Origin of the sequence: Candidatus Symbiopectobacterium sp. 'North America' (genome assembly GCF_015762685.1) — a bacterium.
Classification (GTDB): domain Bacteria; phylum Pseudomonadota; class Gammaproteobacteria; order Enterobacterales; family Enterobacteriaceae; genus Symbiopectobacterium.
The window spans coordinates 137118-164025 of record NZ_PEHF01000095.1; the positions used below are offsets into that span (position 1 = coordinate 137118).

General features: G+C 53.2%; 20 protein-coding genes and 8 pseudogenes. 8 read left to right on the forward strand and 20 right to left on the reverse strand.

From position 1 onward, the window contains the following. Positions 1 to 141 precede the first annotated feature (141 nt). From CS369_RS20545 to CS369_RS20555, 3 genes are all read right to left on the reverse strand, one after another. Complete coding sequence (locus tag CS369_RS20545) at positions 142 to 1425, reverse strand: TRAP transporter large permease (RefSeq protein WP_374191096.1); 1284 nt, start codon at positions 1423 to 1425, stop codon at positions 142 to 144. Then, positions 1425 to 1931: a TRAP transporter small permease gene (locus CS369_RS20550; protein ID WP_196908549.1), complete on the reverse strand. Its 507-nt coding sequence runs from the start codon at positions 1929 to 1931 to the stop codon at positions 1425 to 1427. Before CS369_RS20550 ends, CS369_RS20545 begins: the two co-directional genes overlap by 1 nt. A gap of 179 nt (positions 1932 to 2110) precedes the next feature. After that, positions 2111 to 3088, reverse strand: coding sequence for a TRAP transporter substrate-binding protein (locus tag CS369_RS20555; protein ID WP_196908499.1), 978 nt, complete (start codon positions 3086 to 3088; stop codon positions 2111 to 2113). Between the two features lie 572 nt (positions 3089 to 3660). Here CS369_RS20555 and exbB point away from each other — a divergent pair. The 4 genes from exbB (at position 3661) to CS369_RS20575 (ending at position 6685) form a co-directional block, all read left to right on the forward strand. Then, positions 3661 to 4653 (forward strand): tol-pal system-associated acyl-CoA thioesterase, encoded by a 993-nt coding sequence (gene exbB, locus CS369_RS20560; RefSeq protein ID WP_244665141.1) that lies wholly within the window; start codon positions 3661 to 3663, stop codon positions 4651 to 4653. 3 nt (positions 4654 to 4656) lie between these two features. Next, the gene (gene exbD, locus CS369_RS20565; protein ID WP_196908500.1) at positions 4657 to 5079 is read left to right on the forward strand and encodes a TonB system transport protein ExbD; all 423 of its coding nucleotides are present in this window, start codon (positions 4657 to 4659) and stop codon (positions 5077 to 5079) included. Positions 5080 to 5541: 462 nt separating this feature from the next. Continuing rightward, positions 5542 to 5991 (forward strand): YhbP family protein, encoded by a 450-nt coding sequence (locus CS369_RS20570; protein WP_196908501.1) that lies wholly within the window; start codon positions 5542 to 5544, stop codon positions 5989 to 5991. A gap of 28 nt (positions 5992 to 6019) precedes the next feature. Further along, on the forward strand, positions 6020 to 6685 hold the full coding sequence (locus CS369_RS20575) for an NAD(P)H-binding protein (RefSeq protein WP_196908502.1): 666 nt from the start codon (positions 6020 to 6022) through the stop codon (positions 6683 to 6685). 11 nt (positions 6686 to 6696) lie between these two features. Here the strand turns inward: CS369_RS20575 and nrdG are convergent, their stop codons facing one another. The 5 genes and pseudogenes from nrdG to yfbV all read right to left on the reverse strand — a co-directional run. Continuing rightward, positions 6697 to 7161 (reverse strand): anaerobic ribonucleoside-triphosphate reductase-activating protein, encoded by a 465-nt coding sequence (gene nrdG / locus CS369_RS20580; protein ID WP_196908503.1) that lies wholly within the window; start codon positions 7159 to 7161, stop codon positions 6697 to 6699. A gap of 134 nt (positions 7162 to 7295) precedes the next feature. Next, a pseudogene (gene nrdD / locus CS369_RS20585) lies at positions 7296 to 8237 on the reverse strand (anaerobic ribonucleoside-triphosphate reductase); the annotation flags it as partial. Further along, positions 8237 to 8719: pseudogene (locus CS369_RS20590) on the reverse strand (sugar phosphatase); the annotation flags it as partial. The pseudogenes CS369_RS20590 and nrdD, both read right to left, overlap by 1 nt. Positions 8720 to 8747: 28 nt before the next feature. Further along, positions 8748 to 9242 (reverse strand): annotated as a pseudogene (locus CS369_RS20595) (YfbU family protein). A 169-nt stretch (positions 9243 to 9411) separates the two neighbouring features. Beyond that, positions 9412 to 9837, reverse strand: a pseudogene (gene yfbV, locus CS369_RS20600) (terminus macrodomain insulation protein YfbV); the annotation flags it as partial. Between the two features lie 584 nt (positions 9838 to 10421). Here yfbV and ackA point away from each other — a divergent pair. The 3 genes from ackA to CS369_RS20615 all read left to right on the forward strand — a co-directional run bounded on the left by ackA (position 10422) and on the right by CS369_RS20615 (position 14814). Further along, positions 10422 to 11624: an acetate kinase gene (gene ackA / locus CS369_RS20605; protein WP_196908506.1), complete on the forward strand. Its 1203-nt coding sequence runs from the start codon at positions 10422 to 10424 to the stop codon at positions 11622 to 11624. 93 nt (positions 11625 to 11717) lie between these two features. Then, a complete protein-coding gene (pta, locus tag CS369_RS20610; RefSeq protein ID WP_196908507.1) occupies positions 11718 to 13856 on the forward strand; it encodes a phosphate acetyltransferase in 2139 nt (712 codons plus the stop codon). Between the two features lie 133 nt (positions 13857 to 13989). Next, the gene (locus CS369_RS20615; RefSeq protein ID WP_196908508.1) at positions 13990 to 14814 is read left to right on the forward strand and encodes a hypothetical protein; all 825 of its coding nucleotides are present in this window, start codon (positions 13990 to 13992) and stop codon (positions 14812 to 14814) included. A 51-nt stretch (positions 14815 to 14865) separates the two neighbouring features. On the opposite strand, the gene yfcD is transcribed toward CS369_RS20615, so the two are convergent. The 5 genes and pseudogenes from yfcD to eat form a co-directional block, all read right to left on the reverse strand. Further along, positions 14866 to 15459: an NUDIX hydrolase YfcD gene (yfcD, locus tag CS369_RS20620; RefSeq protein ID WP_196908509.1), complete on the reverse strand. Its 594-nt coding sequence runs from the start codon at positions 15457 to 15459 to the stop codon at positions 14866 to 14868. 85 nt (positions 15460 to 15544) lie between these two features. Continuing rightward, on the reverse strand, positions 15545 to 16096 hold the full coding sequence (gene yfcE, locus CS369_RS20625; protein ID WP_196908551.1) for a phosphodiesterase: 552 nt from the start codon (positions 16094 to 16096) through the stop codon (positions 15545 to 15547). A 305-nt stretch (positions 16097 to 16401) separates the two neighbouring features. Then, positions 16402 to 17184: pseudogene (gene eutC / locus CS369_RS20630) on the reverse strand (ethanolamine ammonia-lyase subunit EutC). Beyond that, a pseudogene (locus tag CS369_RS20635) lies at positions 17181 to 18559 on the reverse strand (ethanolamine ammonia-lyase subunit EutB). The pseudogenes eutC and CS369_RS20635 overlap by 4 nt, the downstream one beginning before the upstream one ends. 15 nt (positions 18560 to 18574) lie before the next feature. After that, positions 18575 to 19960 carry an ethanolamine permease gene (eat, locus tag CS369_RS20640; RefSeq protein ID WP_196908510.1) on the reverse strand — a complete coding sequence of 462 codons (1386 nt, stop codon included), beginning with the start codon at positions 19958 to 19960 and terminating at the stop codon, positions 18575 to 18577. A 336-nt stretch (positions 19961 to 20296) separates the two neighbouring features. Between eat and CS369_RS20645 the strand changes: the two genes are divergently transcribed. Beyond that, positions 20297 to 21199 carry a TIGR01777 family oxidoreductase gene (locus CS369_RS20645; protein ID WP_196908511.1) on the forward strand — a complete coding sequence of 301 codons (903 nt, stop codon included), beginning with the start codon at positions 20297 to 20299 and terminating at the stop codon, positions 21197 to 21199. Positions 21200 to 21254: 55 nt separating this feature from the next. Here the strand turns inward: CS369_RS20645 and hisP are convergent. From hisP to purF, 7 genes and pseudogenes are all read right to left on the reverse strand, one after another. Then, positions 21255 to 22024 (reverse strand): annotated as a pseudogene (gene hisP, locus CS369_RS20650) (histidine ABC transporter ATP-binding protein HisP). Further along, positions 22011 to 22756, reverse strand: a pseudogene (locus CS369_RS20655) (ABC transporter permease). The pseudogenes hisP and CS369_RS20655 overlap by 14 nt, the downstream one beginning before the upstream one ends. After that, positions 22749 to 23453, reverse strand: a complete 705-nt coding sequence (locus CS369_RS20660) for a histidine ABC transporter permease HisQ (RefSeq protein ID WP_196908512.1) — start codon at positions 23451 to 23453, stop codon at positions 22749 to 22751. Before CS369_RS20660 ends, CS369_RS20655 begins: the two are co-directional and overlap by 8 nt. A gap of 66 nt (positions 23454 to 23519) precedes the next feature. Continuing rightward, positions 23520 to 24239: a transporter substrate-binding domain-containing protein gene (locus tag CS369_RS20665; RefSeq protein WP_196908513.1), complete on the reverse strand. Its 720-nt coding sequence runs from the start codon at positions 24237 to 24239 to the stop codon at positions 23520 to 23522. Positions 24240 to 24269: 30 nt separating this feature from the next. Next, positions 24270 to 24542, reverse strand: coding sequence for a hypothetical protein (locus tag CS369_RS20670; protein ID WP_196908514.1), 273 nt, complete (start codon positions 24540 to 24542; stop codon positions 24270 to 24272). A gap of 124 nt (positions 24543 to 24666) precedes the next feature. Beyond that, a complete protein-coding gene (locus CS369_RS20675) occupies positions 24667 to 25236 on the reverse strand; it encodes a UbiX family flavin prenyltransferase (RefSeq protein ID WP_196908515.1) in 570 nt (189 codons plus the stop codon). Positions 25237 to 25382: 146 nt separating this feature from the next. Continuing rightward, positions 25383 to 26900 (reverse strand): amidophosphoribosyltransferase, encoded by a 1518-nt coding sequence (gene purF / locus CS369_RS20680; protein ID WP_196908516.1) that lies wholly within the window; start codon positions 26898 to 26900, stop codon positions 25383 to 25385. Positions 26901 to 26908: the final 8 nt, after the last annotated feature.

Here is a 26908-nt window from a genome sequence, read left to right on the forward strand (position 1 = left end):
AAGAGAGGGATGATGTTTTTTCATCTAAAAGAAAAACGGTCAGAGTCACTGTTTTTGAAGAGGTAGAAATGATGTCATGCTGAAGAAATCAGGAAAGTGCCAGCCCCTCTTGCCAGAAGGGCTGGCGGCATTGAAGCCGAGTTACCCAGTATGAACACCGAAAAACTTGGGCAGCCACAGGGAAATGGCGGGAATGTAAGTGACCAACATCAAGACGAAGAAGAGGCCGCAGTAAAACGGCAACATGGCTTTTACCACCTGTTCTATCTTCTGTTTACTCACGGCGCTGGCAACAAACAGCACGGAACCCACTGGCGGTGTGATCAAACCAATCCCCAGGTTAACCAGCATGATCATCCCGAAATGCACCGGATCGATACCCAGTGAAATGGCGACAGGGAGCAATACGGGCGTCAGGATCAGCGGAGCCATGTCCATCAACGTGCCGAGCAACAGCAACATGATATTGATGTACATGAGGATGACGTACTTGTTATCCGAGATAGAGGTAAAGAAATCGGTGATACGGCTCGGTAACTGCATGTAGGTCATGATGGCACCGAAAGCCGCAGCAAAACCGATCAGGATCATCACGATGGTGACGGTTTTCACCGTGCGGTACATCAGCTTCGGCAGTTCTGCCCAAGTATAATCTTTGTAGATAAACATGGTGACAAAGAACGACCATACGCAGGCAATCGCCGCAGATTCGGTGGCGGTGAAGATCCCTGAGAGGATCCCTCCCATGATGATGACCACGGTCATCAAGCCCCACAGGGTATCTAAAAAGATTTTCAGCGCCTGCTTGAAAGGTACCCGCTCACCTTTGGGATATCCGCGTTTATGGGCAAAGCCCACGCACATCACCATAATGGTAAAGCTCAGCAGCAGCCCGGGCATGATACCCGCGATGAACAGCGACGCGATGGACACCGTGCCGCCAGTGGCCAGCGAGTAAATGACCGAGTTATGGCTAGGCGGTGTGAGGATCGCCTGCACCGAACCGCTGGCGGTCACGGCGGCGGCAAAATCCCGCGGATACCATTTTTTCTCCATTTCGGGAATCATCACTGAGCCGATGGAGGCCGTGTCGGCAACCGAGGAACCGGAGATGGCGCCAAAGAAGGTGGAAGCCACAATGTTCACCAGCGACAGGCCGCCACGAATAAATCCAACAAAAATATAGGCGAAGTTCACCAACCGTCGGGCAATACCGCCTTCCTCCATAATGGCCTCGGCCAGAATAAAGAACGGAATGGCTAACAGGGAGAATTTGTTTACTCCATTGGTTATCTGGATCATCACCGCTTCAAGCGGCAGATCAATCCAGAATGCGCCGACAATGGCTCTGAGCCCCACAGCATAGGCGACGGGTACGCCAACGTGGCAACTAAAATAAAAGCATCCATGGTAATGCCTCCGAATTAAGCGCTGCCCAGTATCACGACAGGACGTTTATCCTGCGGACCAAAGCATATTCTTTCGACAATAAACAGCAGTGTGATCAGAGAGCCGATCGGCAGCGGCAGATAGGTCTCGCCAGCTGTCAGTAACGAAAATTCAGCCACGGGCTGTTCCCACAGTTCGATGCAAAGTTGCGTGCTGTAATAGAGAATAAACAGGCTGATCAGTAACATCAGCATGTTGGTGAGAAAACTGCACACGCGCTTGTCGCCCTCGGGCAGGCGATCGGTCACCATACTTACCGCAATATGCGAACAGGCGCGGTAACTGACGGCGGCACCGACAAAGGTAAAGGTCACCATACAAATAATGGCGACCGGCTCCGGCCAGGAAAGGGAGGAGTTCAAGGCATAGCGTGCGAAAATGCCAACGGGAATGATCAGCGTCATGACCAATAACGTTAGCCCGGAAATCCACATGGCAATAAGATAGAGAATATCCATTGCAGAAATATAAATACGGCCCATTGCTTCCACCTGTACGATCCTGCGCACATTATCTTGTGCCATTATTGGGATATCGTCCGTGCCTTTAGCCCATGACAAAACTCAGACTGTACAACGTAATAATGTCTGCCGGGGTTAATTATGCTATTAGGGATAATGGGCGAGCCAGCCTGACACTGGCCCGCATTATTAACAATAGACTATTTCACCGCTTCCACGGCCTTGATCAGATCCTGGTATTTTGCACCAAACTGATCGCGTACCGGCTGTGTCGCTTTGTAATAGTAATCGGTATCAATGTCGTAGAAATTCACGCCGCCAGCCTTCATTTTATCCAACGACTGCTGGTTATAGACATTCCACAATTCACGCTGTTCCATTTGCGCTTCTTTGGCTAATTTAAGAATCAATTCCTGCTGATCTTTGGTGAGTTTATCCCATTTGGTTTTTGAATAGAGGAACAGTTCCGGAATAATAAAATGGCGGCTCCAGGTAAAGTTTTTGGCGACCGGCATGTAGTTATGCGCGACGAATGTGGGCGGATTGTTTTCCGTACCATCGATAACGCCGGTTTGCATGCCACTGAATACTTCACTGGTTCCCATGGCGATAGAGTTGGCACCCATGGCTTTCAGCGTGGCCAGTGCTACCGGGCTGCTCTGGACACGAATCTTCATGCCTTTGAGGTCTTCTGGTTTGGCGACCGGGGCTTTGGTGATCAGGTTACGTGTACCGGCATCCATCCAACCAAGGAACACCAGCTTGGATTTGCTATTATTGGTAATCTTGTCACCAATTTCCTGACCAATTTTTCCGTCCAGCACTTTGTGCATATGATCTTCATCACGGAAAATATAGGGCAGGGTAAACACTTCGATTTCTGGCAAAATGGCAGCAACAGGGGTCATGGATACACGAATAATATCGATGGCACCCAATTGCGCCTGCTCAATCATTTGCTTCTCATCGCCTAATACCCCGCCTGGAAAGATCTTTATTTCCGGTTTTCCATCCGTGGCGGCTTTTAATTTCTCTCCCATTTTTTGTACGGCTACCACATTGGGGTAGCCTTCGGGGTGAACATCGGATGCTTTGATTTGCAATGCACTGGCTGAATAACTCATAAACAGCGTGGCGGAGCTTAGGCAGATGCCTATCAGTGTTTTGGATAGCTTCATTCGGGTCTCCAGAAGTCTCGAGGATATATTCGTGGTGCGACTATTATTGTTCTATAAATAAAACCCGGTGCGTAATGAAGGGAATTAAAAAATTAAGTCAAAATAATTTCCCCTCATATTCAGGGGTAAACTAATCTATTATACCACTTTGCGGAATGACTCGTATCACAAAAGCGCAATGCAGGTAACTGAATGAAACAATTGATGGTAATTGATTTATAAGATGTCCTTTAACTGTCTATAGTATTGTTTTTATTGCTATTAATTATTACTGATAAGGTTTTTCTTGTAAGACAACTTACTGTGCTTTACTCAACAATGGTGTAATAACTCAAAGTCGATCACAGAACGCGACTTTTGTTGTCTCAGGACTGGCAAATTGGCAGACCCATCAAAGATGGCATGACAAACCCGTGTTTTGCCTTATAGATATTGTAGTTTTTTGTGCTCAAAACGCATAAATAGTAATGAGAACTACTATCAATTCTTGCTCGGTTTGATATCATTTCCCGTCGATTCGATGCACTACTCATTGGTGTTGTACTATTCATTGGTATAGGTGGAGGCACAGCGTGAAAACGGCTGTCGGTCATATTTCTTCCCAGGCATTGCCCGCCTGGCTTACACAACGCGGCGCGTTCAGCGCATTTTCCCGTAGCATGTTGACGGCTCTGTTTTTAACGGCGGGGCTAGTCACGTCAGCAGGACTAAGTGGAAATGCGTTCGCAGCACCTGCTTCTACACCTGTTGCCAACACCGCTGCCGCCAGTGCACCTGCACCAGAAGCTGCTGCTGCGGTGCCTGCATCGCCGTTGGCTCTGCCGCAAGGCAGTGCAGGCAACATTATGAAAACCGATCTTTCCGTTTGGGGCATGTATCAGCATGCGGATCTGGTGGTGAAATCCGTCATGATCGGTTTGCTGCTGGCCTCCGTGATTACCTGGGCGATCTTTTTTGGTAAAAGCGTCGAACTGGTGGGTGCCAAACGTCGCCTACGTCGTGAATATGCGGCGTTGGAGCAGGCGCGCACTTTGGATGACGCGGCAGATATCGTTGAGGCCTTTAAAGCCGATAGCACCGCGGCGGTATTGCTGGCCGATGCGCAAAATGAGTTAACCCTTTCTGCCCGTTCTGATGACAATAATCGCATCAAAGAGCGTACTGCTTTCCGTCTGGAGCGTCGCGTGGCGGCAGTGGGTCGCCAAATGGGGCGTGGTAACGGCTATCTGGCAACGGTCGGTGCGGTAGCCCCCTTCGTCGGGCTGTTCGGTACGGTCTGGGGCATCATGAACAGCTTTATCGGCATTGCACAAACACAAACCACCAACCTGGCCGTCGTCGCACCAGGGATCGCCGAGGCGTTGTTAGCTACCGCGATTGGTCTGGTCGCCGCCATCCCGGCAGTGGTGATTTACAACGTGTTTGCTCGCGGAATTGGCAGCTATAAAGCGCTAATGGGTGATGTAGCGGCACAGGTTATTTTGCTGGTGAGCCGCGATTTGGATGTGGCCGTGAGTAACGGTAACCGTTTGACTGCGGCTAATCAAAAACTGCCGGTGGGTTAAGTTATGGCGATACTTTTGCACGATGATACGAGCGGTGACAGCGAGATGCATGACATCAACGTCACGCCGTTCATTGACGTGATGCTGGTGTTGCTGATCATCTTTATGGTGGCAGCGCCGCTGGCGACTGTCGATATTCGTGTCGACTTGCCGGCATCCACGGCGGTGCCGCAACCTCGTCCGGAAAAGCCGGTGTATTTGACGGTGAAGGCGGACAAACAGCTGTATGTGGGTGATATTGCCGTGAGTGAGACAGGACTCACCAACCTGTTGGATGAGCAAACGGGTGCCAACAAAGAGACCACCATTTTCTTCCAGGCAGATAAAACCGTCGATTACGAAACCATGATGCGTGTTATGGATACCTTGCGCAAGGCGGGCTATCTGAAGGTCGGCTTGGTGGGTATGGAGTCAGCCGGTAAATAATTGCCTGGACCGTCCCGCGCTTCTGGCGCGACGGCTTCTCATACTGTGCGTTCAGGTAAAACGCGTATATTGCCCCTTTGCCTACGGCGTCCCTGTATAACCCCATCAACGTCAAACTCTCTCCTCAACACATCGTGTAAAGTGTGCCGTCAGCAACGCGCATCCGTCATTCGCGATTTCACACTGGCTTTTTACCCTGAAGACATGGCCTGCGCTTTCGGCAGCGGTGACGTAGCCTGTTTGCATTGCAGCACGGTGTAATGATTACAATAGGTTGATTTTTCACCGCCATAACGCATTATGAGAAGTTACGAGTAACTTATCGAACTAGGATAAGGTTTTACCGTGCAATCACGCATAGCACAGGGTATATAGCGGTGGAATCGGTAATGCGTAATATTCTGATTTTTGTTTTAACGCGCGCGGGTGTGTCATGCGTGTCATAGCACCAGGAGAGGCCTGATGAGCAAAGGAAATGAGCTGTCTATTATTTCCCGCTATATGAAAAAGCTGCATGTGTTGACGCTATGCGTAGGGGGAAATTCGGAATTATGGTGTGCGAGCTGCTTCTATACTTATGACGAAAATGAGGTCGCTTTCTACATCATGACAGAAACCTCGACGCGCCATGGTGAAATGATGCTGCGTTACCCGGCGGTTGCCGGGACGATTGCCGGGCAACCTAAAACCGTCATGTTGATCAAAGGCGTGCAGTTCAGCGGTCAGGCATTACTGCTACAGGGTGAAGAGACCGTTTCGGCCTGCGAGCGCTACACGCAGCGTTTTCCTATCGCCCGGGGGGCGACCTCACCCGTTTGGCGCTTGCGGATCGATACCCTGAAGATGTCGGACAATACGCTGGGTTTTGGCACCAAACGCCACTGGTACCGCGATGAGGAAAACGACGGATAACTGAATGCATCTGGCAACAGGAGGAGCCATGAGTCGAGTATTGCTGCTAGGCGCGACAGGATTGATTGGGCAGGAATTGCTGAAGCTGCTGCAAGCCAATAGCCGGGTAGAGGTTATCTATGCGCCCACGCGCAGGCCGCTGCCCGCTCAGGATAAACTGGTCAATCCTTGTCATGAGGATGTTCGCGTTGCGCTGGCGCAATTGTATGAGCCGGTCGATATTGTGTTTTGCTGCCTGGGGACCACGCGCAAGCTGGCGGGCAGTAAGCCGGCGTTTCGCTTTGTGGATTATACGCTGGTGGTCGACAGTGCCGCGCGGGCCAAGGCGCTGGGCGCTACACACCTGCTCACGGTGAGTGCGATGAGTGCCAGTGCTACGTCACCGTTTTTCTATTCACGCATCAAAGGTGAGATGGAAGCTGCGTTGCGTCAGCAGGGCTGGCGACATTTGACACTGGTACGCCCTTCACTGCTGTTGGGCGAACGGACAACGCGACGGCCGCTGGAGCACTTTTCCGCACCGCTGCTCAAGTGGCTGCCTGCTAAATGGCGAGCGATTGAAGGAAAAGCCGTGGCCCGTGCACTGATGAATCACGCCTTTTCACCCGAACCAAAAGCCAGTGTGACGGTGCTCGAAGCTGAGGAACTACGCGCCTGGGGCAGTCCGCCGCTTGCGCCGGAGCTACACGGTTAAGTCTGCGACTGTCATCGCAAACGATGGATAACCTGATTGCTGCTGCCGCGCCAGATTAACGCAGGATCTTTGAGATCCTGTACAAATTTACCGTCTACCAGTACGTTGATAAGCGCCACAAACTGTTGTTGTGCGGGCGTAAGCTCAGCGAGCAGGTAGCCTGTCCACATCCAGATGTCTTTTCCGGGGCATTCGGCATGAATGCGCTCCACCAAACGCAGCACATCCGGTACGTTTTGCGGATGGAGCGGATCGCCACCGGAGAGCGTCAAGCCTTGGCGCGAAATCTGCGTATCCTGCAAATCGGCAATGATCTGGTCTTCCAGCGCCTGAGTAAAAGGCTGGCCGGAATTGAGCCGCCAAGTGCTTTTATTGTAGCAACCTGGGCATTGATGCACGCAACCGGAAACAAACAGCGTACAGCGCGTGCCGGGCCCGTTGACCACGTCAACCGGGTAGTACTGGTGATAATTCATGGTATGGCATTGTTTGCTAGATAATGGTCTGATAAATAATGGTTTTCTGAGTAAAGGTGTCCGGCGTCCGTTGACGCCGGTAAGCGTGTAAAGCTGGCCGCATCCTTGCGACCATCAGGCTCGACGCGGGCTGTTTAGCCCAGTTGACCATTGCCGAGGTGCTTGATCCGGCGTTTGACCTCTTCCTGCTTCCCAGCGTTAAACGGACGTGCATCCGGGCTGCCCAGATAGCCACATACCCGACGCGTCACAGATACGCGTGCGGAGTCGTGATTGCCACATTTCGGGCAGGTGAAGCCTTTGCTGGTGCACTCAAACTCACCGGTGAAACCACACTCATAGCACTCATCGATCGGCGTATTGGTGCCGTAGTAGGGCACACGGCTATAGCTGTAATCCCAAACGTCTTCCAGCGCTTTAAGGTTATGTTGCAGGTTCGGATATTCGCCGTAGCAAATGAAGCCTCCGTTTGCCAGCGGTGGGTAGAGCAGTTCAAAGTCGATTTTCTTGTAAGGATTCACCTTCTTCTCCACGTCCAGGTGGAAGCTGTTGGTGTAGTAACCCTTATCGGTCACGCCTGGTATCACGCCGAATTCAGCGGTGTCGATACGGCAAAAGCGGTTACACAGGTTTTCACTCGGCGTACTGTAAAGGCTGAAACCGTAGCCGGTTTCTTCTTTCCACTGATCGGTCGCGGCTTTCAGGCGTGCGACGATGGCGACCGCCTTTTCACGCAGTTGCTCATTGTTGAACACGTGTGTCTGGTTGCCAAACAGCGCGTTAATGGTCTCATGAACCCCAATATAGCCCAATGAGATCGATGCCCGACCGTTTTTGAAGATCTCAGCGACGTTGTCGTCCGCTTTCAGGCGTACACCACAGGCACCTTCCATATACAGGATTGGAGCGACACGGGCTTTGACGTTTTCCAAACGTGCGATGTGCGTCATCAACGCTTTTTTCGCCAGTTGTAGACGATTATCCAGCAGGTTCCAGAAACGCTCTTCGTTATGTTCCGCTTCCAGCGCGATGCGCGGCAGGTTGAGGCTGATTACCCCGAGGTTGTTGCGACCATTACCACCACGCACTCATGCGGTTCCAGACCCAGGCTTGCAGCACCCAGCAGATAAGCATCCGGCTGCGACTTACCGCGAGCCACCTGTTCGGCGGTGATAAACACCTGAGGCTGCGGCAATTGCCCGGCACGATGGCGCGCATGGGCGATAGGTACGGTGCCTGATGTCACGATAGCCCAGGGAATGCCGAGCGCGTTGAGACGTTCAAGGAGTTGGCTTGCGCCCGGCATCGCCTGCACGCCCTGCGTGTCAGACGCTTCGGTGCGCTCCAGCTCATCAAACTCACGCTGGATCTCCGCTTCGCTTTTACCCTGCAAAAAGTGGCGCAGCGAGGTGATCGCCTGTTTGCCATGGATAAAATCAAGCACCTCCTGGGGTTCGATATCATGGGCTACCGCCCAATTAACCCAGGCACGCTCCACGGCTAGTAGTGAATCCACCAGCGTACCATCCAAATCAAACAGGAAACCTTTACACTCCACAACCACCTCTTTGTTTTATTTCACCGGTTCAGGCATTGATGATTTGCGCAATCTCTACGGCGCTTAAATGATACTGACGCGGACAGGACACCCACACTGGCAGCATGCGGTTGTATTTTTCCCACATTTTAGTCTGTGCGTTGAAGCCGTGAGTACCGGAATCGAAATGCGGGTAGCGCCCTTCAACATGCACCATGAAACGAACAAAGCCGAGATAGCGCGCTTCGGTCGCGGCATCAAAGCCCAAAAAGGCAAGGCGACGCTGATCCAGATCCTTGCGCTCTTTCAGGTTATCCTAGGAAACCTGCAAGGCGTGGTGCATTTCCATAATATTGATGATGGTGCGGCACACGTCTTCACTGAGTTCGCCAAATTCTCGATCCAACTCACGCATTTGCAGCCCATAGCCGCGCTCGACGATGGTTTGCAGCCGACGATAGCGTTCTGCATTGTCCGGATCCATCATCGTCATCATTTTGTATTGATTCGAAAGGATCAATCTCTGGGCATTCGTCATTTCCATCGTGCTCTCCTGAACCTCTATAGTACCGGCCTGACGCCGCTGACTCGTTTAACCTGATACCAGAATCGCATACCCCAAAGTAGGAAGATAGCGCTAGCCTCCGGTTTTTTGATTTAAAACAGAGGGGAAGGACAAAGTAATGCTATTCACACGCAAAGGGTGAAAAGGGTCACAGATCATCCAAAAAGGTTTTGTCCAGCTGTTTAAAGTTAAAGGCACGTTTCAGCACGTCGGCCAGCATCTGGTAAGTGGGTTTACCTTCAATCGGAGCTAGCGCCATCCCTGCCTCTTGCAGTTTAAGGCGAAGATCGTGAAACCATTCGGAAAGCGTGTGGGGTAACGGCGATACCGAGCGGCGGCCTAGCCACAACAGCCCCTGTAAGGGCAGACTACAGGCAAACAGTGCGGTCGCAACGGCTGGCCCCAGTTGGCCATCCAGCGCAATCTGCCAGGTTAAGGTGAACACGGCCAGCGGCGGCATAAAACGAATACTGAACTGCGTAGCGCGCACTACGCGGTTTTCAGGGAAAACAGGCGCCAGACGTTTATCCAGCGGCCAGGTTTTCATATAATGCTGCCCGTAATGGAGTACACGCTATCCCCCGCGTTTATCAGTTGGTTGAGATTTCATGGCGACTCCTTTGTTACCGTTTCAGTTATTACCATTTTCAATTGCATTATCAAAATAACAGATAAAAAATAAAATTCTAAAACAAGCTAGCAACTTTATTTGATAAATTTAAAATATATTTTGTATTTGCCTGACGCTATCGGTATCCTACCTCGGCGTAGGTCGCCATCTATACTAAAGTACTCATGTCACTAAACCAACGTGGTCATGCTGCATGCCAGAATAACGATCCTTTCACCATCGTGCTTGATGATGAATGCCGTTTTCAACTGTATTAACTACAGCATAGGCAAAAAACAGGGGACCATTGGTGCGGGCGCGACATTTATCGCCTTATTTTTCGCCACATGCTTTTCAGGGCCGATATGTCATCTTCGCACGCCGTGCATCCAGTATGCGATGCGGATAGGCCATATCGGCGCTTTTTCATGGTCATGTCAGGGAAATCACACCGTGCCATGACGTTAGTCATAAATGTCAGCTGCTGTTTAGGCTACGCTACGCGCTGTTTGACATTTGTTCACCATGTATAACAAGTAGGTACTTCCATGTCGAGTAAGTTAGTACTGGTTCTTAACTGCGGTAGTTCATCCCTGAAGTTCGCTATCATCGATGCTGTTAACGGGGAAGAGTACCTGTCAGGTCTGGCCGAGTGTTTCCACCTTCCTGAAGCCCGTCTCAAGTGGAAAATGGATGGTGCCAAGCGGGAAGCTGCGCTGGGCGCAGGCGCTGCACATAGCGAAGCGTTGAACTTCATCGTTAACACCATTCTGGCACAGAAACCGGAACTCTCCGCGCAACTGGTTGCTATCGGTCACCGTATTGTACACGGCGGCGAGAAATTCACCCAGTCTGCCGTGATCAACGACGATGTGCTGCAAGGCATCAAAGATTCCGTGCCGTTCGCGCCGCTGCACAACCCGGCTCACCTGATCGGTATCAACGAAGCGCTGAAATCGTTCCCCGCGCTGGTAGACAAAAACGTTGCCGTATTCGACACCGCATTCCACCAGACCATGCCGGAAGAATCCTACCTGTATGCCCTGCCGTACAAACTGTACTCCGAGCATCACATTCGCCGCTATGGCGCGCACGGCACCAGCCACTTCTTTGTGACCCAACAGGCCGCAGAAGCGCTGAACAAGACGGTTGATGAAGTTAACCTGATTACTTGCCACCTGGGCAACGGCGGTTCCGTAACCGCAGTGCGTAACGGTAAGTGTGTTGATACCTCCATGGGTCTGACCCCGTTGGAAGGTTTGGTCATGGGTACCCGTAGCGGTGACATCGACCCGGCGATCATTTTCCACCTGCACGATTCTCTGGGCATGAGCGTTGAGGCGATCAACAAACTGCTGACCAAAGAATCTGGCCTGCTGGGCCTGACCGAAGTCACCAGCGACTGCCGCTATGTTGAAGACAACTACACCACCAAAGCGGATGCCAAACGTGCCATGAACGTGTATTGCCACCGTCTGGCCAAATACATCGGTGCCTACAGTGCGCTGATAGAAGGCCGTCTGGACGCTGTTATCTTCACTGGTGGTATCGGTGAAAATGCGGCTATAGTGCGTGAACTGACGTTGAGCAAACTGGGCCTGCTGGGCTTTGAAGTCGACCACGAACGCAACCTGGCTGCTCGCTTCGGCAACGGCGGCAACATCAGCAAAGAGGGCTGCCGCCCTGCACTTGTGATCCCGACCAACGAAGAGTTGGTTATCGCGCAAGACGCCCTGCGTCTCACCGCGTAAGACAAGTAATCCGACACCGTCAGCCAAGGCTGACGGTGTCGTTTCTGACCAAGCTGTTTTTGACTCAGCGAGCAACTGTAAAGAGGTTTAGCCGTGTCCCGTACAATCATGTTGATCCCCACTGGCACCAGCGTTGGTCTGACAAGCGTCAGCCTGGGTGTCATTCGCTCCATGGAACAAAAAGGCGTGCGCCTGAGCGTGTTCAAACCGATCGCGCAGCCGCGTTCTGGCGACAATACGCCGGATCAAACCACCTCTATCATCCGCGCCAACTCAGCCATCACTGCGGCTGAGCCGTTGAAAATGAGCCACGTTGAAGCGCTGCTCAGTTCCAACCAGCAAGATGTGCTGATGGAAGAGATCATCGCCAACTACCACGAAAACACCAAAGATGCAGAAGTGGTGTTAGTAGAAGGTCTGGTTCCAACGCGCAAACATCAGTTTGCCAACGCGCTGAACTATGAAATCGCCAAAACCCTGAACGCTGAAATTGTGTTCGTTATCGCACTGGGCAACAACTCTCCGGACCAGTTGAAAGAGCGTATCGAGCTGGCATGCAGCAGCTTTGGCGGCAGCAAGAACAAAAACATCACCGGCGTTATCATCAATAAACTGAATGCCCCGGTGGATGAGCAAGGTCGTACCCGTCCTGATTTGTCTGAAATCTTCGATGATTCCAGCAAAGCAGACGTGCCGAACGTCGATCCGAAACAACTGTTTGCCAACAGCCCGCTGCCGGTACTGGGCTGCGTGCCGTGGAGCTTCGATCTGATCGCCACCCGCGCTATCGACATGGCAAAACACCTGAATGCCCGCATCATCAACGAAGGCGAAATTCAGACCCGTCGTGTGAAAACCGTGACCTTCTGTGCGCGCAGCATTCCACACATGCTGGAACATTTCCGTCCGGGTTCCCTGCTGGTGACCTCTGCGGATCGTCCTGACGTACTGGTCTCCGCGTGCCTGGCTGCCATGAACGGAGTTGAAATCGGTGCCGTGCTGCTGACCGGCGGTTATGAAATCGATGCCAGCATCGCCAAACTGTGCGAACGCGCCTTCCAGACTGGCCTGCCGGTATTTATGGTGAACACCAACACCTGGCAGACCTCGCTCAGCCTGCAAAGCTTCAGCCTGGAAGTACCGGCTGACGACAGCGAACGCGTTGAGAAAGTCCAAGACTACGTGGCTCGCCACATTGACAGCCAGTGGATTGAATCCCTGAGCGCCGCATCCGAGCGTTCTCGCCGTCTGTCTCCGCCGGCATTCCGCTATCAGTTGACCGAACTGGCACGCCAAGCGGGCAAGCGCGTTGTGCTGCCGGAAGGCGACGAACCGCGTACCGTGAAGGCCGCCTCTATCTGTGCCGAACGTGGTATTGCGCACTGCGTGCTGCTGGGTAACCCGGAAGAGATCCAACGCGTTGCTGCTGCACAGGGTGTTGAACTGGGCAAAGGCATCGAAATTGTCGATCCGAATGCCGCTCGCGAACGCTATGTCCCGCGTCTGGTTGAGCTACGTAAGAGCAAAGGCATGACCGAAGTGGTTGCGCGTGAGCAACTGGAAGACAACGTGGTGCTGGGCACCCTGATGTTGGAACAAGGCGAAGTTGACGGTCTGGTTTCCGGTGCCGTTCACACTACCGCTAACACCATCCGTCCGCCGTTGCAGTTGATCAAAACCTCTCCGGGCAGTTCACTGGTTTCTTCCGTGTTCTTTATGCTGCTGCCGGAACAAGTGTTTGTCTACGGTGACTGCGCTATCAACCCGGATCCGACCGCAGAGCAACTGGCCGAAATTGCGATTCAGTCCGCCGATTCCGCCGCCGCATTTGGTATCGATCCGCGCGTTGCCATGATCTCCTACTCCACCGGTAACTCTGGTGCGGGCAGCGACGTGGAAAAAGTGCGTGAAGCAACCCGTTTGGCACAGGAAAAACGCCCGGACCTGGTGATCGATGGTCCGCTGCAATACGACGCCGCAGTAATGGCCGACGTAGCGAAATCCAAAGCGCCGAATTCACCGGTTGCTGGCCAGGCTACCGTGTTCATCTTCCCGGATCTGAACACCGGTAACACCACGTACAAAGCGGTACAACGTTCTGCTGACCTGATCTCTATCGGGCCGATGCTGCAAGGCATGCGCAAGCCAGTGAACGATCTGTCCCGTGGCGCACTGGTAGACGATATCGTTTATACCGTGGCCCTGACCGCTATTCAGGCTACCCAGCAGTAATCCAGGGTTTCTGAATTATCCAAAGGCCGCGCTTTCGCGTCCTTTTGCTTTTGTGTCATAGTAAATTGTTAAAAAACATCCTTATTTGCCAAAACACAGCTACCGATTAAAACAACACGCAAGGACACACAGCATGAGTCTGGTTCACTATCTCGGCAAGCAGACTCTCGGGGTTTTAGCCTGCTACCAGCAGGGAAAGGTGGTGATGCACATTTGCGGCGTCTACCCGCGCACCAACAATGCACTGCGGGTTTTCTTCCCCAAGGGCCACGCGCTGGCCGTCGGTGATTTCGCCACGCTGCATCTTGATAACCGCACCGGGGTGGATCAGTTTGATGCCAACATTTCCGTTTATCGCGCCTCTTACAAAGGGCGCGTGGTGGAGGTGGATGAAGATTGGGTGCTGCTGGAGTCGCGTGAGTGCCAGGTGATGTATGGACTTAGCTGCGTACTGGATATCCGCGCACCGGACTATGACTATCCTCAGGATACGCGCGAAGAACGCGCGGTGCCGTTTACGGCTCTGAATGCTCTGCCAGAGACGGAACACCATGATTTCACCAACAAGGTAGGCGTGCTGGTCACCATAGCGCAAGAACAGCCCCATACCACGATTCTGGCGTTTCTCTCTTCGGTGAACAATGATGTGTTTCTTATCACTTTCCCTGAGACATTCAAATCCCGGCAGCTCAAACGCAACCCACACTGTTTCTTTGCTATGGATGAGCGCTCACACTACACCTTTGAACGCGCTATTGAGTGGAACTACACCTTGATTGAGGGCGATGCCTATCTGATCCCGCCACACAATCCGCTGTTCGAACAGGTACGCGAGGCGTTCATTCACAAAAATCCGTGGGAGATGGCATTCTTCCTGCGTGAGGATCTGGAGATGTACCACATCAAGAGCCGTCAACTGGTGTGTCCTGGCTCACGACAGGCTGTCGTTACCGCATAATGGTCTGCGCTGCGGGCCACCATTGACAGCCCGCAGCACAGCGTAAGCCGATTACTCTTCAGCGTCGTCCGATGCGGCAACCTCGTCATCGGTTTTCACTGGCTCACGCGTAATGGGTTTGCCGTAGCTTTGCTCGTTGTAACGGCTCATCCACAGCGATAGGGCTTTGAGCGAATCCGGCGTGAACTCATCGCAGCGCGCCGTGACCTCCTGCGGTGTCATCCAGCACACCTCAGCCACTTCCTCTTCCTGCAAGGCAAACGGGCCGTGGGTAACGCAACTGAATAACGCCCCCCACACACGACAATTGTCACCGTCAAAATAGAACAGGCCATGATCGGCGAAAGGCACACCGGCAATGCCCAGTTCCTCCTCCGCTTCACGACGGGCGGACTCGAGCATGTGCTCGCCGGTTTGCACTACGCCCCCGGCTGTCGCATCCAACCAACCGGGGTAGAAATCTTTTGTCTCGGTACGGCGTTGAACCAGTATTTTTCCCATGCCGTCATGAACAACGATATAGGTGGCGCGGTGACGTAAACGTTGAGCGCGCATTTGCTGGCGGCTGGCCTGGGCGATAACGTCATTGTTCTCGTCAACAATATCCACCCACTCGGTCCCTGCCGCTTGACTTTGCTCCACCATCCTCTGAACCCTTCAGTATTGGCGCGTTGCGACGCGCGTCTGTTTTAAACGTACTAAGCGTTAGTCGTGCAAGATCGTTGATAACTTAGTGACTAATAATCACCTGTGCAATAGGCTCGCCACCCATTAACGGTAAAACTTGAAGCTCCCCTTGTGACAGCATGCCATAGCTGGGCACATTGCCCCCTTTTGGCAAGCTGACGGAGCCAGGATTAAAGCAGTAGACCTCCCCCTGACGCTCAGCCACAGGAAGGTGGGTGTGCCCATACACCAGCACATCGCCTGCCTGCAACGGCGGAAGATGCTGAGGATGGTAGAGATGACCATGCTTCAGGAAAAGACGCTGCTGCGGCAACAGCACCTGCTGCCACGGTGCCGTGATCGGAAAGTCGAGCAGCATCTGATCCACTTCGCTGCCACAGTTACCACGCACCGCCACAATTTGACGGGCAAACGCATTCAATCGGCTCGCCACCTCGGCAGGCTGATAAGCCTCCGGCAGCGGATTGCGCGGGCCGTGATTGAGGAAATCCCCCAAAAGCATCAGCCACTCGGCGCCGCTGCGGGTAAAAATATCGAGTACCCGCTCCGTCGCTGTTAGCGAGCCGTGAATATCTGAGGCAAACATCAACTTCATCGTGATCCCCGAAAAAATACGTCGCAATACGGCAAAGTGTAACAAAATTACCGTACTCAACTCTTGTCCTTTTTTCATTTGGCAGATGGGTGTCGCACGATTACACACATCAGTGCTCGGAGGGATATAGGATAAAGGCCGCCGCTAAACCAACGATAAGCACCGTATAAAAAAACGTACTGAACACTCCCTGTTCAGTACGATCCTGAGTTGCAGAATCCGTGTCAGAGACACGCGGATAAAAGCAAATTGAACAATCTCGCCCCTTTTGCACGATGCAGCGCGCAATGGAAGGCGAGTCACCATCATTGTGTTGTTAAATGCCCTGCGGCAGGTGGGTGAATCTTGCCGTGCATCGCCGGGTTATCGCTCTCATCTTTCAGCGCGACCCCCGACAGCCGGCGTTGAAACGCTTGCTCCAGCAACCAGGCCCATTTAAACGCGGCCTGTGGATAATCCAGCCCTTCCGGGCGAATATTGGAAATGCAATTACGCTCCGATTCCAAACGACGCGTGTGAGGCCCCCAGGTTAAATAAATACTCAAACTGTCCGGTGATGACAAACCAGGGCGCTAGCCGATCAGGATCGCCACCGCTTTGGCCCGCAGACACTCGCCAATGTCATCGCCCAGCGCCACGCGCGACTGATGCGCCAGCACCACCGGTGCCAGCGACAAACCGAGTTGCTCCAGATAAGGACGCGCCTGAGTAATGAGCGGCACCGCCTTGGACGAGAGACCATCAGCCACCACGATCAGCAAATCGGCTGACGGTTGATGCAGCGCCATCAGCGCCTCACGGCTGGCCTCCGACAAACGCCGTCCCAAATCAGGTCGACAAAGATACTGCTCACGCGACGTTGCAGCGCTGTGCACGGTAAAGGTTTTCAGCCCTTGCGCCGCTAACGCCTCTGCAAGGGGTTCACTGTCAAACGCCTAATGCACCGCATCCCGCGCCTGCGCATGTGCCAGGCCGAATTTCAGCAATTCTTCGGTTGGCAGGCTTGCGCCGGTACGCCCCAAGGCAATGCGCGCTGCGGTGTATTCTCGCAGCATTTCCCTCGGGTTGGCGTGAACGAGGTCCTTCATACGCGCCCCTCCAAATACGGTTGATGTTGCAGCAACGGATGCTGACGGCTGGCATCACACAGTCGCCCCTGGGTATCGAGAATCTTCATGCGCGCCAGCAACTCACCAAACTCCGGCGCGTGTTTCAATCCCAGCAGCTCGCGCACATACAGCGCATCATGAAACGAGGTGCTCTGATAGTTAAGCATGATATCATCCGCGCCCGGAATACCCATCAGATAGGTCAATCCGGCGGTGGCCAACAGCGTCCGCAACGTATCCATATCGTCCTGATCCGCTTCAGCGTGGTTGGTGTAGCACACGTCACAGCCCAACGGGACACCCAGCAGTTTGCCGCAGAAGTGATCTTCCAATCTTTGCTTACCGTCATACAGGTATTCAGGCCCGATAAAGCCCACGACCGTGTTTACCAGTAGCGGAGAGAAACGCCGCGCCACCGCATAGGGGCGCGCCTCGCAGGTTTGCTGATCGACGCCGTGATGAGCATTGGCAGAAAGGCAACTACCCTGCCCGGTTTCAAAATACATCACGTCGTTACCCAACGTGCCGCGCTGTAAGCTCAATGCCGCCTGATGCGCCTCTTCCAGTGTCGCCAGATTGAAGCCAAAGCTGGCATTGGTGGCTTCAGTACCGGCGATCGACTGAAACACCAAATCCACCGGTGTCCCCCGCTCAATCAGCTTCAACGTGTTGGTGACATCCGTCAGCACGCAGGACTGCGTAGGGATCTCAAAGCGATGAATGACATCATCAAGCATGTAATTCAGCTGTTCCAGCAGCGGCAGGCTGTCACTGGCTGGGTTAATACCAATCACCGCATCGCCACTGCCATACAGCAAGCCATCAAGCATGCTGGCGGCAATGCCTTTCAAATCATCGGTAGGGTGGTTCGGCTGCAAGCGCACGCTGAGATGCCCCGGCAAGCCAATCGTGTTGCGAAAACGCGTGACGACACGACATTTTTTGCTGTCAGGATCAAATCCTGATTGCGCATCAGCTTACTCACCGCTGCCGCCATTTCCGGCGTGATACCCGGTGCAACGCGCGTCAACAGTTCGCTACTGGTGGTGTCGCTCAATAGCCAGTTGCGAAAATCCTCCACGGTCAAATGTGAAATGGGTTCAAACACCTGCTTATCGTGGCTATCAACAATAAGTCGCGTGACCTCATCCTGCTCATAGGGAATCAAGAGGTCCTGCAAAAAGGTCTTTAATGGCACTGCAGCTAGCGTCATACGCGCCGCCATACGCTCTTCAGCGCTCAGGGCCGCCACGCCCGCCAAATAGTCACCGGAACGCGCCGGTGACGCTTTGGCCAGTAGCGTACGCAGAGAATCAAAGGTGTAACGCTGGTGCCCCAGTGTCGTATGATACATACCCCTCCTTGCCTGCTATTTGGATGCCGTCAATTGGGGATCGAATACTTCGAACTCACGCGCACTGCGGGTTGCTCGAAACCAACCGTATCCCAGCAACATCATGGCAGTAAAAATCAGCGCCAGTAACGTGTTGTAATACACCATGGCAACCAGACAAATCACCGCCATCACCAGCGCAAATGCCGGGGCAAAGGGATACCAGGGCGCACGGAACGGACGACTGAGCGCCGGTTCACCGCGACGCAGTTTAAACAAGGCGGCAATCGACGTAATGTACATGACTATCGCACCGAATACCGACATGGTAACGATATTTGCCGTCAGCGGCAGCCTGCCGATGGTGACGAACGAATCGGAGAAGATGGCGGCAATTCTGACGACACCACCCGCCAGAATGGCGCGGTGCGGCGTACGGAAACGCGGATGGACTCGCGCCAGCGAAGCGGGGAGATACCCCGCGCGTCCCAGGGCAAAGATCTGACGCGAATAGCCCATGATGATGCCATGGAATGAGGCAACCAGGCCAAACAACCCGAGCCACACCAACATGTGCAGCCAACCGCTGTTGCTGCCGACAATCATTTTCATTGCCTGAGACAGCGGGTGATTGATATTAGAAAGCTGCGTCCAATCACCCACCCCGCCGGCAAACAGCATCACCCCCATTGCCAGCAGGCTTAAGGTCAGTATGCCACCGACAAAGGCGCGAGGAATGGTGCGTTTAGGATCTTTCGCTTCTTCAGCGGCCATCGCCGCCCCCTCAATGGCGAAAAAGAACCAGATAGCAAAGGGAATGGCGGCAAAAATACCGGATAAGGCAACCGGGCTGAAACTGTCCATCCCCGCCCAACCGCCACGAGCAAAGTTTGCCCATTCGAATCCAGGGGCCACCACGCCCATAAACACCAGCAGTTCGAAAATCGCCAGTAAGGTGACTAACAGTTCAAAGGTGGCAGCAATGCCAACTCCAAGAATATTCAACCCCATAAAGATCAGATAGGCGCTGACCGCTACCCATTTGGGGTCCAAAGCCGGGAACTGCACATTGAGATAAGCACCAATCGCCATGGAAATGGCCGGCGGTGCAAATACAAATTCAATCAGCGTGGCAAAACCGGCAATAAAGCCCCCGGTTGGGCCAAAAGCGCGGTAGGCATAGGCAAAAGGCCCACCGGCGTGGGGAATGGAGGTAGTCAGTTCCGTGAAACTGAAGATAAAGGCGCAATACATGGCCGCAATCGCCAATGAGGTGATCAAAAAGCCCAGCGTGCCTGCCTGCGCCCAGCCGTAGCTCCAGCCAAAATACTCACCGGAAATCACCAACCCGACAGCAATGCCCCATAAATGGAAGCTGCCGAGCATCCTTTTTAATCCTGGTTGTGCACTGTTGGTTTGCATGTTGTTTATCCCGTAGAAATAACCTATGGGAGTTACAGTGCAAAGCACATACCAAAAACGAAAAGGCCTTACACAACTTGACATTGCGCAGGTAAGTCAACAATCGCCGCCATTTAGCCTGCGCTGTTTTGCAGCAGTTCGCCCCATAATGCAGCAGGTTTTGCCAATCTCAAGGGCAGCGTGGCGTACTGAAATGCAGCGATTTTTTACCTGAACGTCACGATATCTCGCGCAGAATCACTCATTATTATTATCATTCATGATAAAAATACGGACACGTCCTGGGTTACATCCTTAAAGCGCCATCAGAACCGATAGGAAATAAGTGAGGCAACGATGCAACTACTGATTACGGGCGGCACCGGCCTGATTGGCCGTCACCTGGTTGCTCGATTACTGTCTTTATCTCACCATGTCACGGTACTCACTCGCGATACAGCGCACGCGCGTCAGGTACTCGGCGAGCGCGTAGAGTATTGGTCAACGCTGCAAAATCGCACCTCACTGGATGACATCGACGCCGTCATCAATCTGGCCGGAGAACCGATTGCGGATAAACGCTGGACGCCACAACAAAAGCAGAAACTGAGCGAGAGTCGCTGGCAGCTTACCGAGCAGTTAGCTACGTTGATTAAAGCCAGCGCCTCGCTGCCAGCGGTATTCATTTCCGGTTCTGCGGTTGGTTATTACGGCAATCAAGGGGCGGCATTAGTCACCGAAGATGAATCACCGACGCCCGAATTTACTCATCAACTCTGCGCGCGCTGGGAGGAATTGGCGCTGAGTGCGGAGAGCGATCGCACACGCGTCTGCCTGCTGCGCACGGGCATCGTACTGGCTGCTAACGGCGGTGCATTAGCAAAAATGCTGCCCCCCTTCCGCGTCGGGCTGGGTGGCCCCTTAGGTTCGGGCAAACAGTACATGCCGTGGATTCATATCGACGATATGGTCAATGCCATTCTTTACTTATTGGATAACCCGATTCTACGCGGGCCCTTTAACATGACCGCGCCCTATCCTGTGCGCAATGAGCAATTCTACGCCATGTTGGCCCACGTGCTGGATCGCCCATGTTTTATGCGCGTGCCCGCATTTGTACTCAAACTGCTGATGGGAGAAGCCGCCACGCTGGTGTTGGGTGGACAGCGCGCCATTCCACATCGGCTGGAGGCCGCTGGATTCGGCTTTCGCTATTACGAACTGGAAGACGCGCTCAAAGACGTCACCGGAAAGAAATAGCCGCAGGGCGTATCGTTGAACAGCGCAAAATACGCCCTGCTGACAACGGTATCGGCTATTTCAATGCACCGGAGAGAAACTGCTGCAAATGGGGACTCGTCGGGTTGCCAAATACGCGATCTGGCGGGCTTTCTTCTTCAATCACGCCCTGATGCAAAAAGATCACATGGCTTGATACGTGACGAGCAAACTCCATCTCATGGGTGACGACCACCATGGTTTTGCCCTCTTCCGCCAGTTGCTGCATGATACGCAGCACTTCCCCCACCAGTTCAGGGTCCAGCGCTGACGTGGGTTCGTCAAACAGCAGGGTGTCTCCATCGCCAGCGCACGGGCAATGGAGACACCCTGCTGCTGCCCACCGGAGAGATTGGACGGGTATTTGTTCTGCGCCTCGCCGGTAATCCCCACGTTATCCAGATAACGCACCGCACGCTCGCGGGCTTCCGCTTTGCTCAATCCCAGTACCTGCACTGGCGCTTCCATGACATTTTCCAGTGCGGTCATAAAGCTCCACAGGTTGAAATGCTGAAAGACCATGGTCAACCGCGTGCGTAGCAGTTGCAGTTTTTTCTTATCAAAGACTTTCAGTTGTCCGTCAGTGTCACGCACCATGCGAATCTCTTCATCGTTGACGAATATCGCCCCCTCGCACGGTTTTTCCAGAAAGTTGATGCAGCGCAGCAGCGTACTTTTTCCTGACCCTGACGACCCGATAATCGAAATGACATCGCTCGCTTTCGCCTGAAGAGAAACGCCCTTCAGTACGTCGTGTTCCCCGTAATGCTTATGCAGTTCCGTCACCATCAGTTTATGATCTGACATGCTGTTTTTTCCTGATGTTAATGAGATGAACGGGTATAATATGCCGCAGCCAGCGCCGTTCCGCGTGTTTAAACAGGCCGATCAGCACAAAAGAGATTACCAGATAGATCACCGGAGCAATGCCAAAGGCATAAAACGGCTGATAAGTGGAAGTGTTAATATCTCGGGCAATTTTCAAGATATCCGGCACCGTTACGGTAAACGCCAGCGCCGTGGAGTGAAGCATCAAAATCACCTCGTTGCTGTACGCGGGCAGTGCAATACGTAACGCACCGGGCAAAATAATGCAGCGATACTGTTTAAACCGGGAAAAACCGTAGGCTCTGGCAGCTTCAATTTCGCCATGAGGTACCGAACGGATCGCACCAGCAAAATTTCTGTGGTATAGACGCAGGTGTTCAACGCCAGTGCCAGCACCGCACAGTTCAGCCCGCTGCGGAAAAACGCATTCAGCATGTCGGTACCGCGCACGATCTCCAGGCTGTAAACACCGGAGTAAAATACCAGCAACTGCACGTAAAGCTGCGTGCCGCGAAACATATAGGTAAATACCCACACCGGAAAACTGAAACGTCGCCGTGGAGAAACGCGGGCAATGGCCAGCGGGATCGCCAGCAGGCCGCCCATCACCACCGACGAAATCAGCAGCCATAGCGTCATCGCCAAACCGGTGAGACGATACCCATCACTCCATAGTAAAGGTTGCCAGTACTGTTGCAGGATCTCACTCATAATTCACCTTCTTCACGCCCTGCGAGTAATGGCGTTCCAGCCACCACAGTACCCCGTTGGAGACTGTAGTAAAAATCAGATACATCACCCCGGCAACAATGGCGAAATAAAACGGTTTATGCGCCCCCTTGCCCGCCAACTGGGTCACTTTGACAATGTCATTCAGCCCCAACAACGACACCAGCGCCGTTGCCTTGAGGATCACCTGCCAGTTATTGCCGATACCGGGCAAGGCAAAGCGCATCATGGAAGGAAACATGATGCGACGAAAGACCTTCAGTGGCGTAAAACCATAGGCCACGGCCGCTTCAATCTGCCCTAGCGGCACAGCCAGATAGGCACCGCGAAAGGTTTCAGTGAAATAGGTGCCGTAGATAAACCCGAGCGTGATGATCCCCACTGAGAGCGGATCGATATCGATTTGCGCGACACTGAGCGTTTCCGTCACGCTGTTGAGCGCAATTTGCAGGCCATAAAAAATCAATAACATTAACACCAGATCCGGCACGCCACGGATCAGGGTGGTGTACGCGGAGAAAAAACCGGACAGCAGGCGATTGGCAGAGAGCTTGGTCCCTGCGCCAATCAGACCAATGACCAATGACCAATGACCAATGACCAACAGCAACGAGCACACCGCTAATTGCAGCGTCATGCGCGCCCCGTCAAGAATCAGGTCGGTATAGCCGTAGAGCATCGCGTGTTTCCGTCTAAAAAGGCACACTCTGCCTGCATGACGCAGGCAGATCCCAGCAACACGCCATTAGCCGCCGTATACGTCAAAATCGAAGTATTTCTTTGCGAAAGTGTCGTAGGTGCCGTCTTTGCGCAGCCCCATGCCGGTACCGACGCCAAAGAATTTGTCATCCTTAACTGCCGGACCCGCGAAGACGTAGTCTTTACCCGCCGGTAATTTCAGGAAGCCTTCGCTGCCCGCCACTTCATCCTGGAACGCGGCATCGATACGGCCTGCGGTCAAGTCGGCGTAGATCAAATCCTGGTTTTGGTAAGCCACCACATCAATGCCTTTCGGCTGCCAGTTGGCATTGGCTTCCTGAGTAGAGGCCTGCAACACGCCGACACGTTTACCGCGCAGCGATTCCAGCGTCGGTTGAATGTTCGCCCCTTTCTTCTCAATCAGACGCGCGTTGGCAGCGTAGAGTTTTTCCGTGAAAGCAATTTCCTGCTGGCGCTTTTCAGTGATGGAGAGTGAGGAGATGATGGCATCAATCTTTTTCGCTTTCAGTGAAGGGATCAGCGCGTCGAAATCACTTTCCACAAAAGTACATTCAGCCTTGATGCGCTTGCACAGCTCTTTAGCCAAATCAATATCAAACCCTACCAGTTCACTGCTAGCATTCTTGGACTCAAAGGGTGCATACTTCGGGTCGGTGCCGATTTTGAGATTCTTAGGAACATCGGCCAGCGCGCTTCCCGCAGCAATAACTAAGGCTAACGGCAGAATTCTGAATAATTTTTTCATTTCGCAACCCTTATCTTGATGGAATGATGATCAAAAAGAATGAATATCACTAAGCGTAAAGGGGCGGTCAGACGCCTGCACGCTCTTGCGCGAAAGGGATGCCAGCGCCGCCAGTCTCATCAGCAGAACCCCTGCAAAATCCGCGCCATAATCGCTACAGAATACGGATAAATCCGAAATCTGCCGCAGGCGCGTAGTGATAGGGACACCCTGATGAGGGTGATGATGCGTGTGTTGATCAGGAAAGAGACGGCGCGCTTTCCCGGCAACATTTTGGTGCAAATCAACCAACATTTGCACCATAACAACGCATCATAGCTTAAGAGTAGTGCAAACCTTGCGCAGACAGGCAAGAAGGCGAGAGAAAAGATGAGCAGAATTGCACCTGATTGGTGTGTTTTGCATCCCCCTGAGAGATTGGGCGGCGTTAACTACCCTGCCAGCGAGTGAACAGCGCTTCAGGCAACGCAATATCAAACTGATCGAGCACGCGGTTGACCGTTTGATCCACCACGTCTTGCAAGGTTTGCGGACGGTGATAAAACGCGGGAACGGGCGGCATGATCACGGCCCCCATTTCTGCGGCTGCCGTCATCAGACGCAGATGCCCGAGGTGCAATGGGGTTTCACGCACGCACAAGACCAACGGGCGACGCTCTTTTAATATCACGTCTGCGGCACGAATCAATAAGTTATCGCTGTAGCTGTGTACAATCCCCGAAAGGGTTTTGATGGAACAGGGGAAAATCACCATTCCCGCGGTACGAAACGAACCGGATGACAGCGAGGCCGCGATGTCACGACTGTCATGCACCACGTCCGCCAATGCCTGCACATCGCGCACACTGAAATCAGTCTCCAGCGTCAGCGTTTGTCGGGCGGCCGGGCTCATGATCAGATGGGTTTCCACGTCGGCCAACGGCTGTAACATCTGCAACAGGCGCACGCCATAAATCGCGCCGCTGGCACCGGAGAGTCCAATGATGAGTCGTTTCATGCCAAACCTCGAAATGCTGCTGTACAAAAAGGATAACGGGCAGACTTTGCCTTATCCCCGCTCAATAAGCAACAAAGGGAGGCGCTTACGCACCTCCCTTTGATGTTGCTCACAAGTCAGTCATTGCCGCGCAAGCGGGAATGACATCAGCCTTCGTTATGCAGTTCCAGATCTTCGACCTCGTTCTGACCACGCAACGCTTTGGCATCGTCATTACGCAACCCTTCCAGATAGTCGAGATACCCCTGATCGACATCTTTTGTCACGTAGATACCGTTAAATACCGAGCATTCAAACTGCACGATATCCGGGTTTTCTTCCCGCGCGACGGCGATCAGATCGTCGAGATCCTGGAAAATCAGGGCGTCGGCACCAATAATCTGGCGAATCTCTTCTACTTCGCGACCATGGGCAATCAGCTCATTGGCGCTCGGCATATCAATGCCGTACACGTTAGGGAAACGAATTTCCGGCGCGGCAGAGGCCAGATAAACGCGACGTGCACCGGCTTCACGCGCCATCTCGACAATTTGCTCCGAGGTCGTGCCGCGCACGATGGAGTCATCCACCAGCAGCACGTTTTTGTCACGGAACTCGGCGCGGTTGGCGTTCAGTTTGCGGCGCACCGAGTTTTTACGCTGTTCCTGACCCGGCATGATAAAGGTACGGCCAACGTAGCGGTTTTTCACAAAGCCCTGGCGGTACGGTTTATCGATAATGCGTGCAATCTCCAAGGCGATATCGCAGGAGGTTTCCGGGATAGGAATGACCACATCGATATCCAGATCTTCCCACACGCGGGCAATCTTCTCGCCCAACTTTTGGCCCATGCGCACGCGGGCGCTGTAGACCGAAATTTTGTCGATAAAAGAGTCCGGGCGAGCAAAATAGACATACTCGAACAGGCATGGATTGCTTTTCGGGTTCTCGGCGCACTGACGGGTAAACAGTTGCCCTTTCTCAGTGATGTAAACCGCCTCTCCCGGCGCTACGTCACGCAAGAACTCAAAGCCAAGGGTATCGAGCGCCACGCTTTCCGAGGCCACCATATACTCGATGCGGCCATCGGCCAGTTCGCGCTTGCCGATCACCAACGGACGGATACCGTTTGGATCGCGGAAAGCGAACAAACCGTGCCCGATGATCATCCCAACGCACGCATAGGCACCGCGAATCATTTTATGGGTGGCGGCAACGGCAGCAAACACGTTGTCGGCATCCAGCGGGTAGTGTTGGAAACGATCCAACTCGCAGGCAAAGATATTGAGTAGGATCTCTGAATCAGAGGTTGTGTTAACGTGGCGACGCCCTTGCTCAAACAGCTGTTTGTGCAGTTCATGAGCGTTGGTCAGGTTACCGTTGTGCGCCAGCGTGATGCCAAACGGGGAATTGACATAAAACGGCTGGGCCTCCGATGCGCTGGAGCTGCCCGCGGTAGGATAACGCACATGCCCCACGCCCATATTGCCTTGCAGGCGCTGCATGTGACGCGCCTCAAATACGTCCTTCACCAGGCCGTTCGCCTTACGCAGGCGGAAGCAGTTCATGGGATCGATGGTGACGATGCCTGCGGCATCTTGTCCACGGTGCTGTAACACTGTTAACGCGTCATAAATCGACTGGTTTACCGGTGTAAAACCGGCGATACCGACAATACCGCACATGTTGTCTT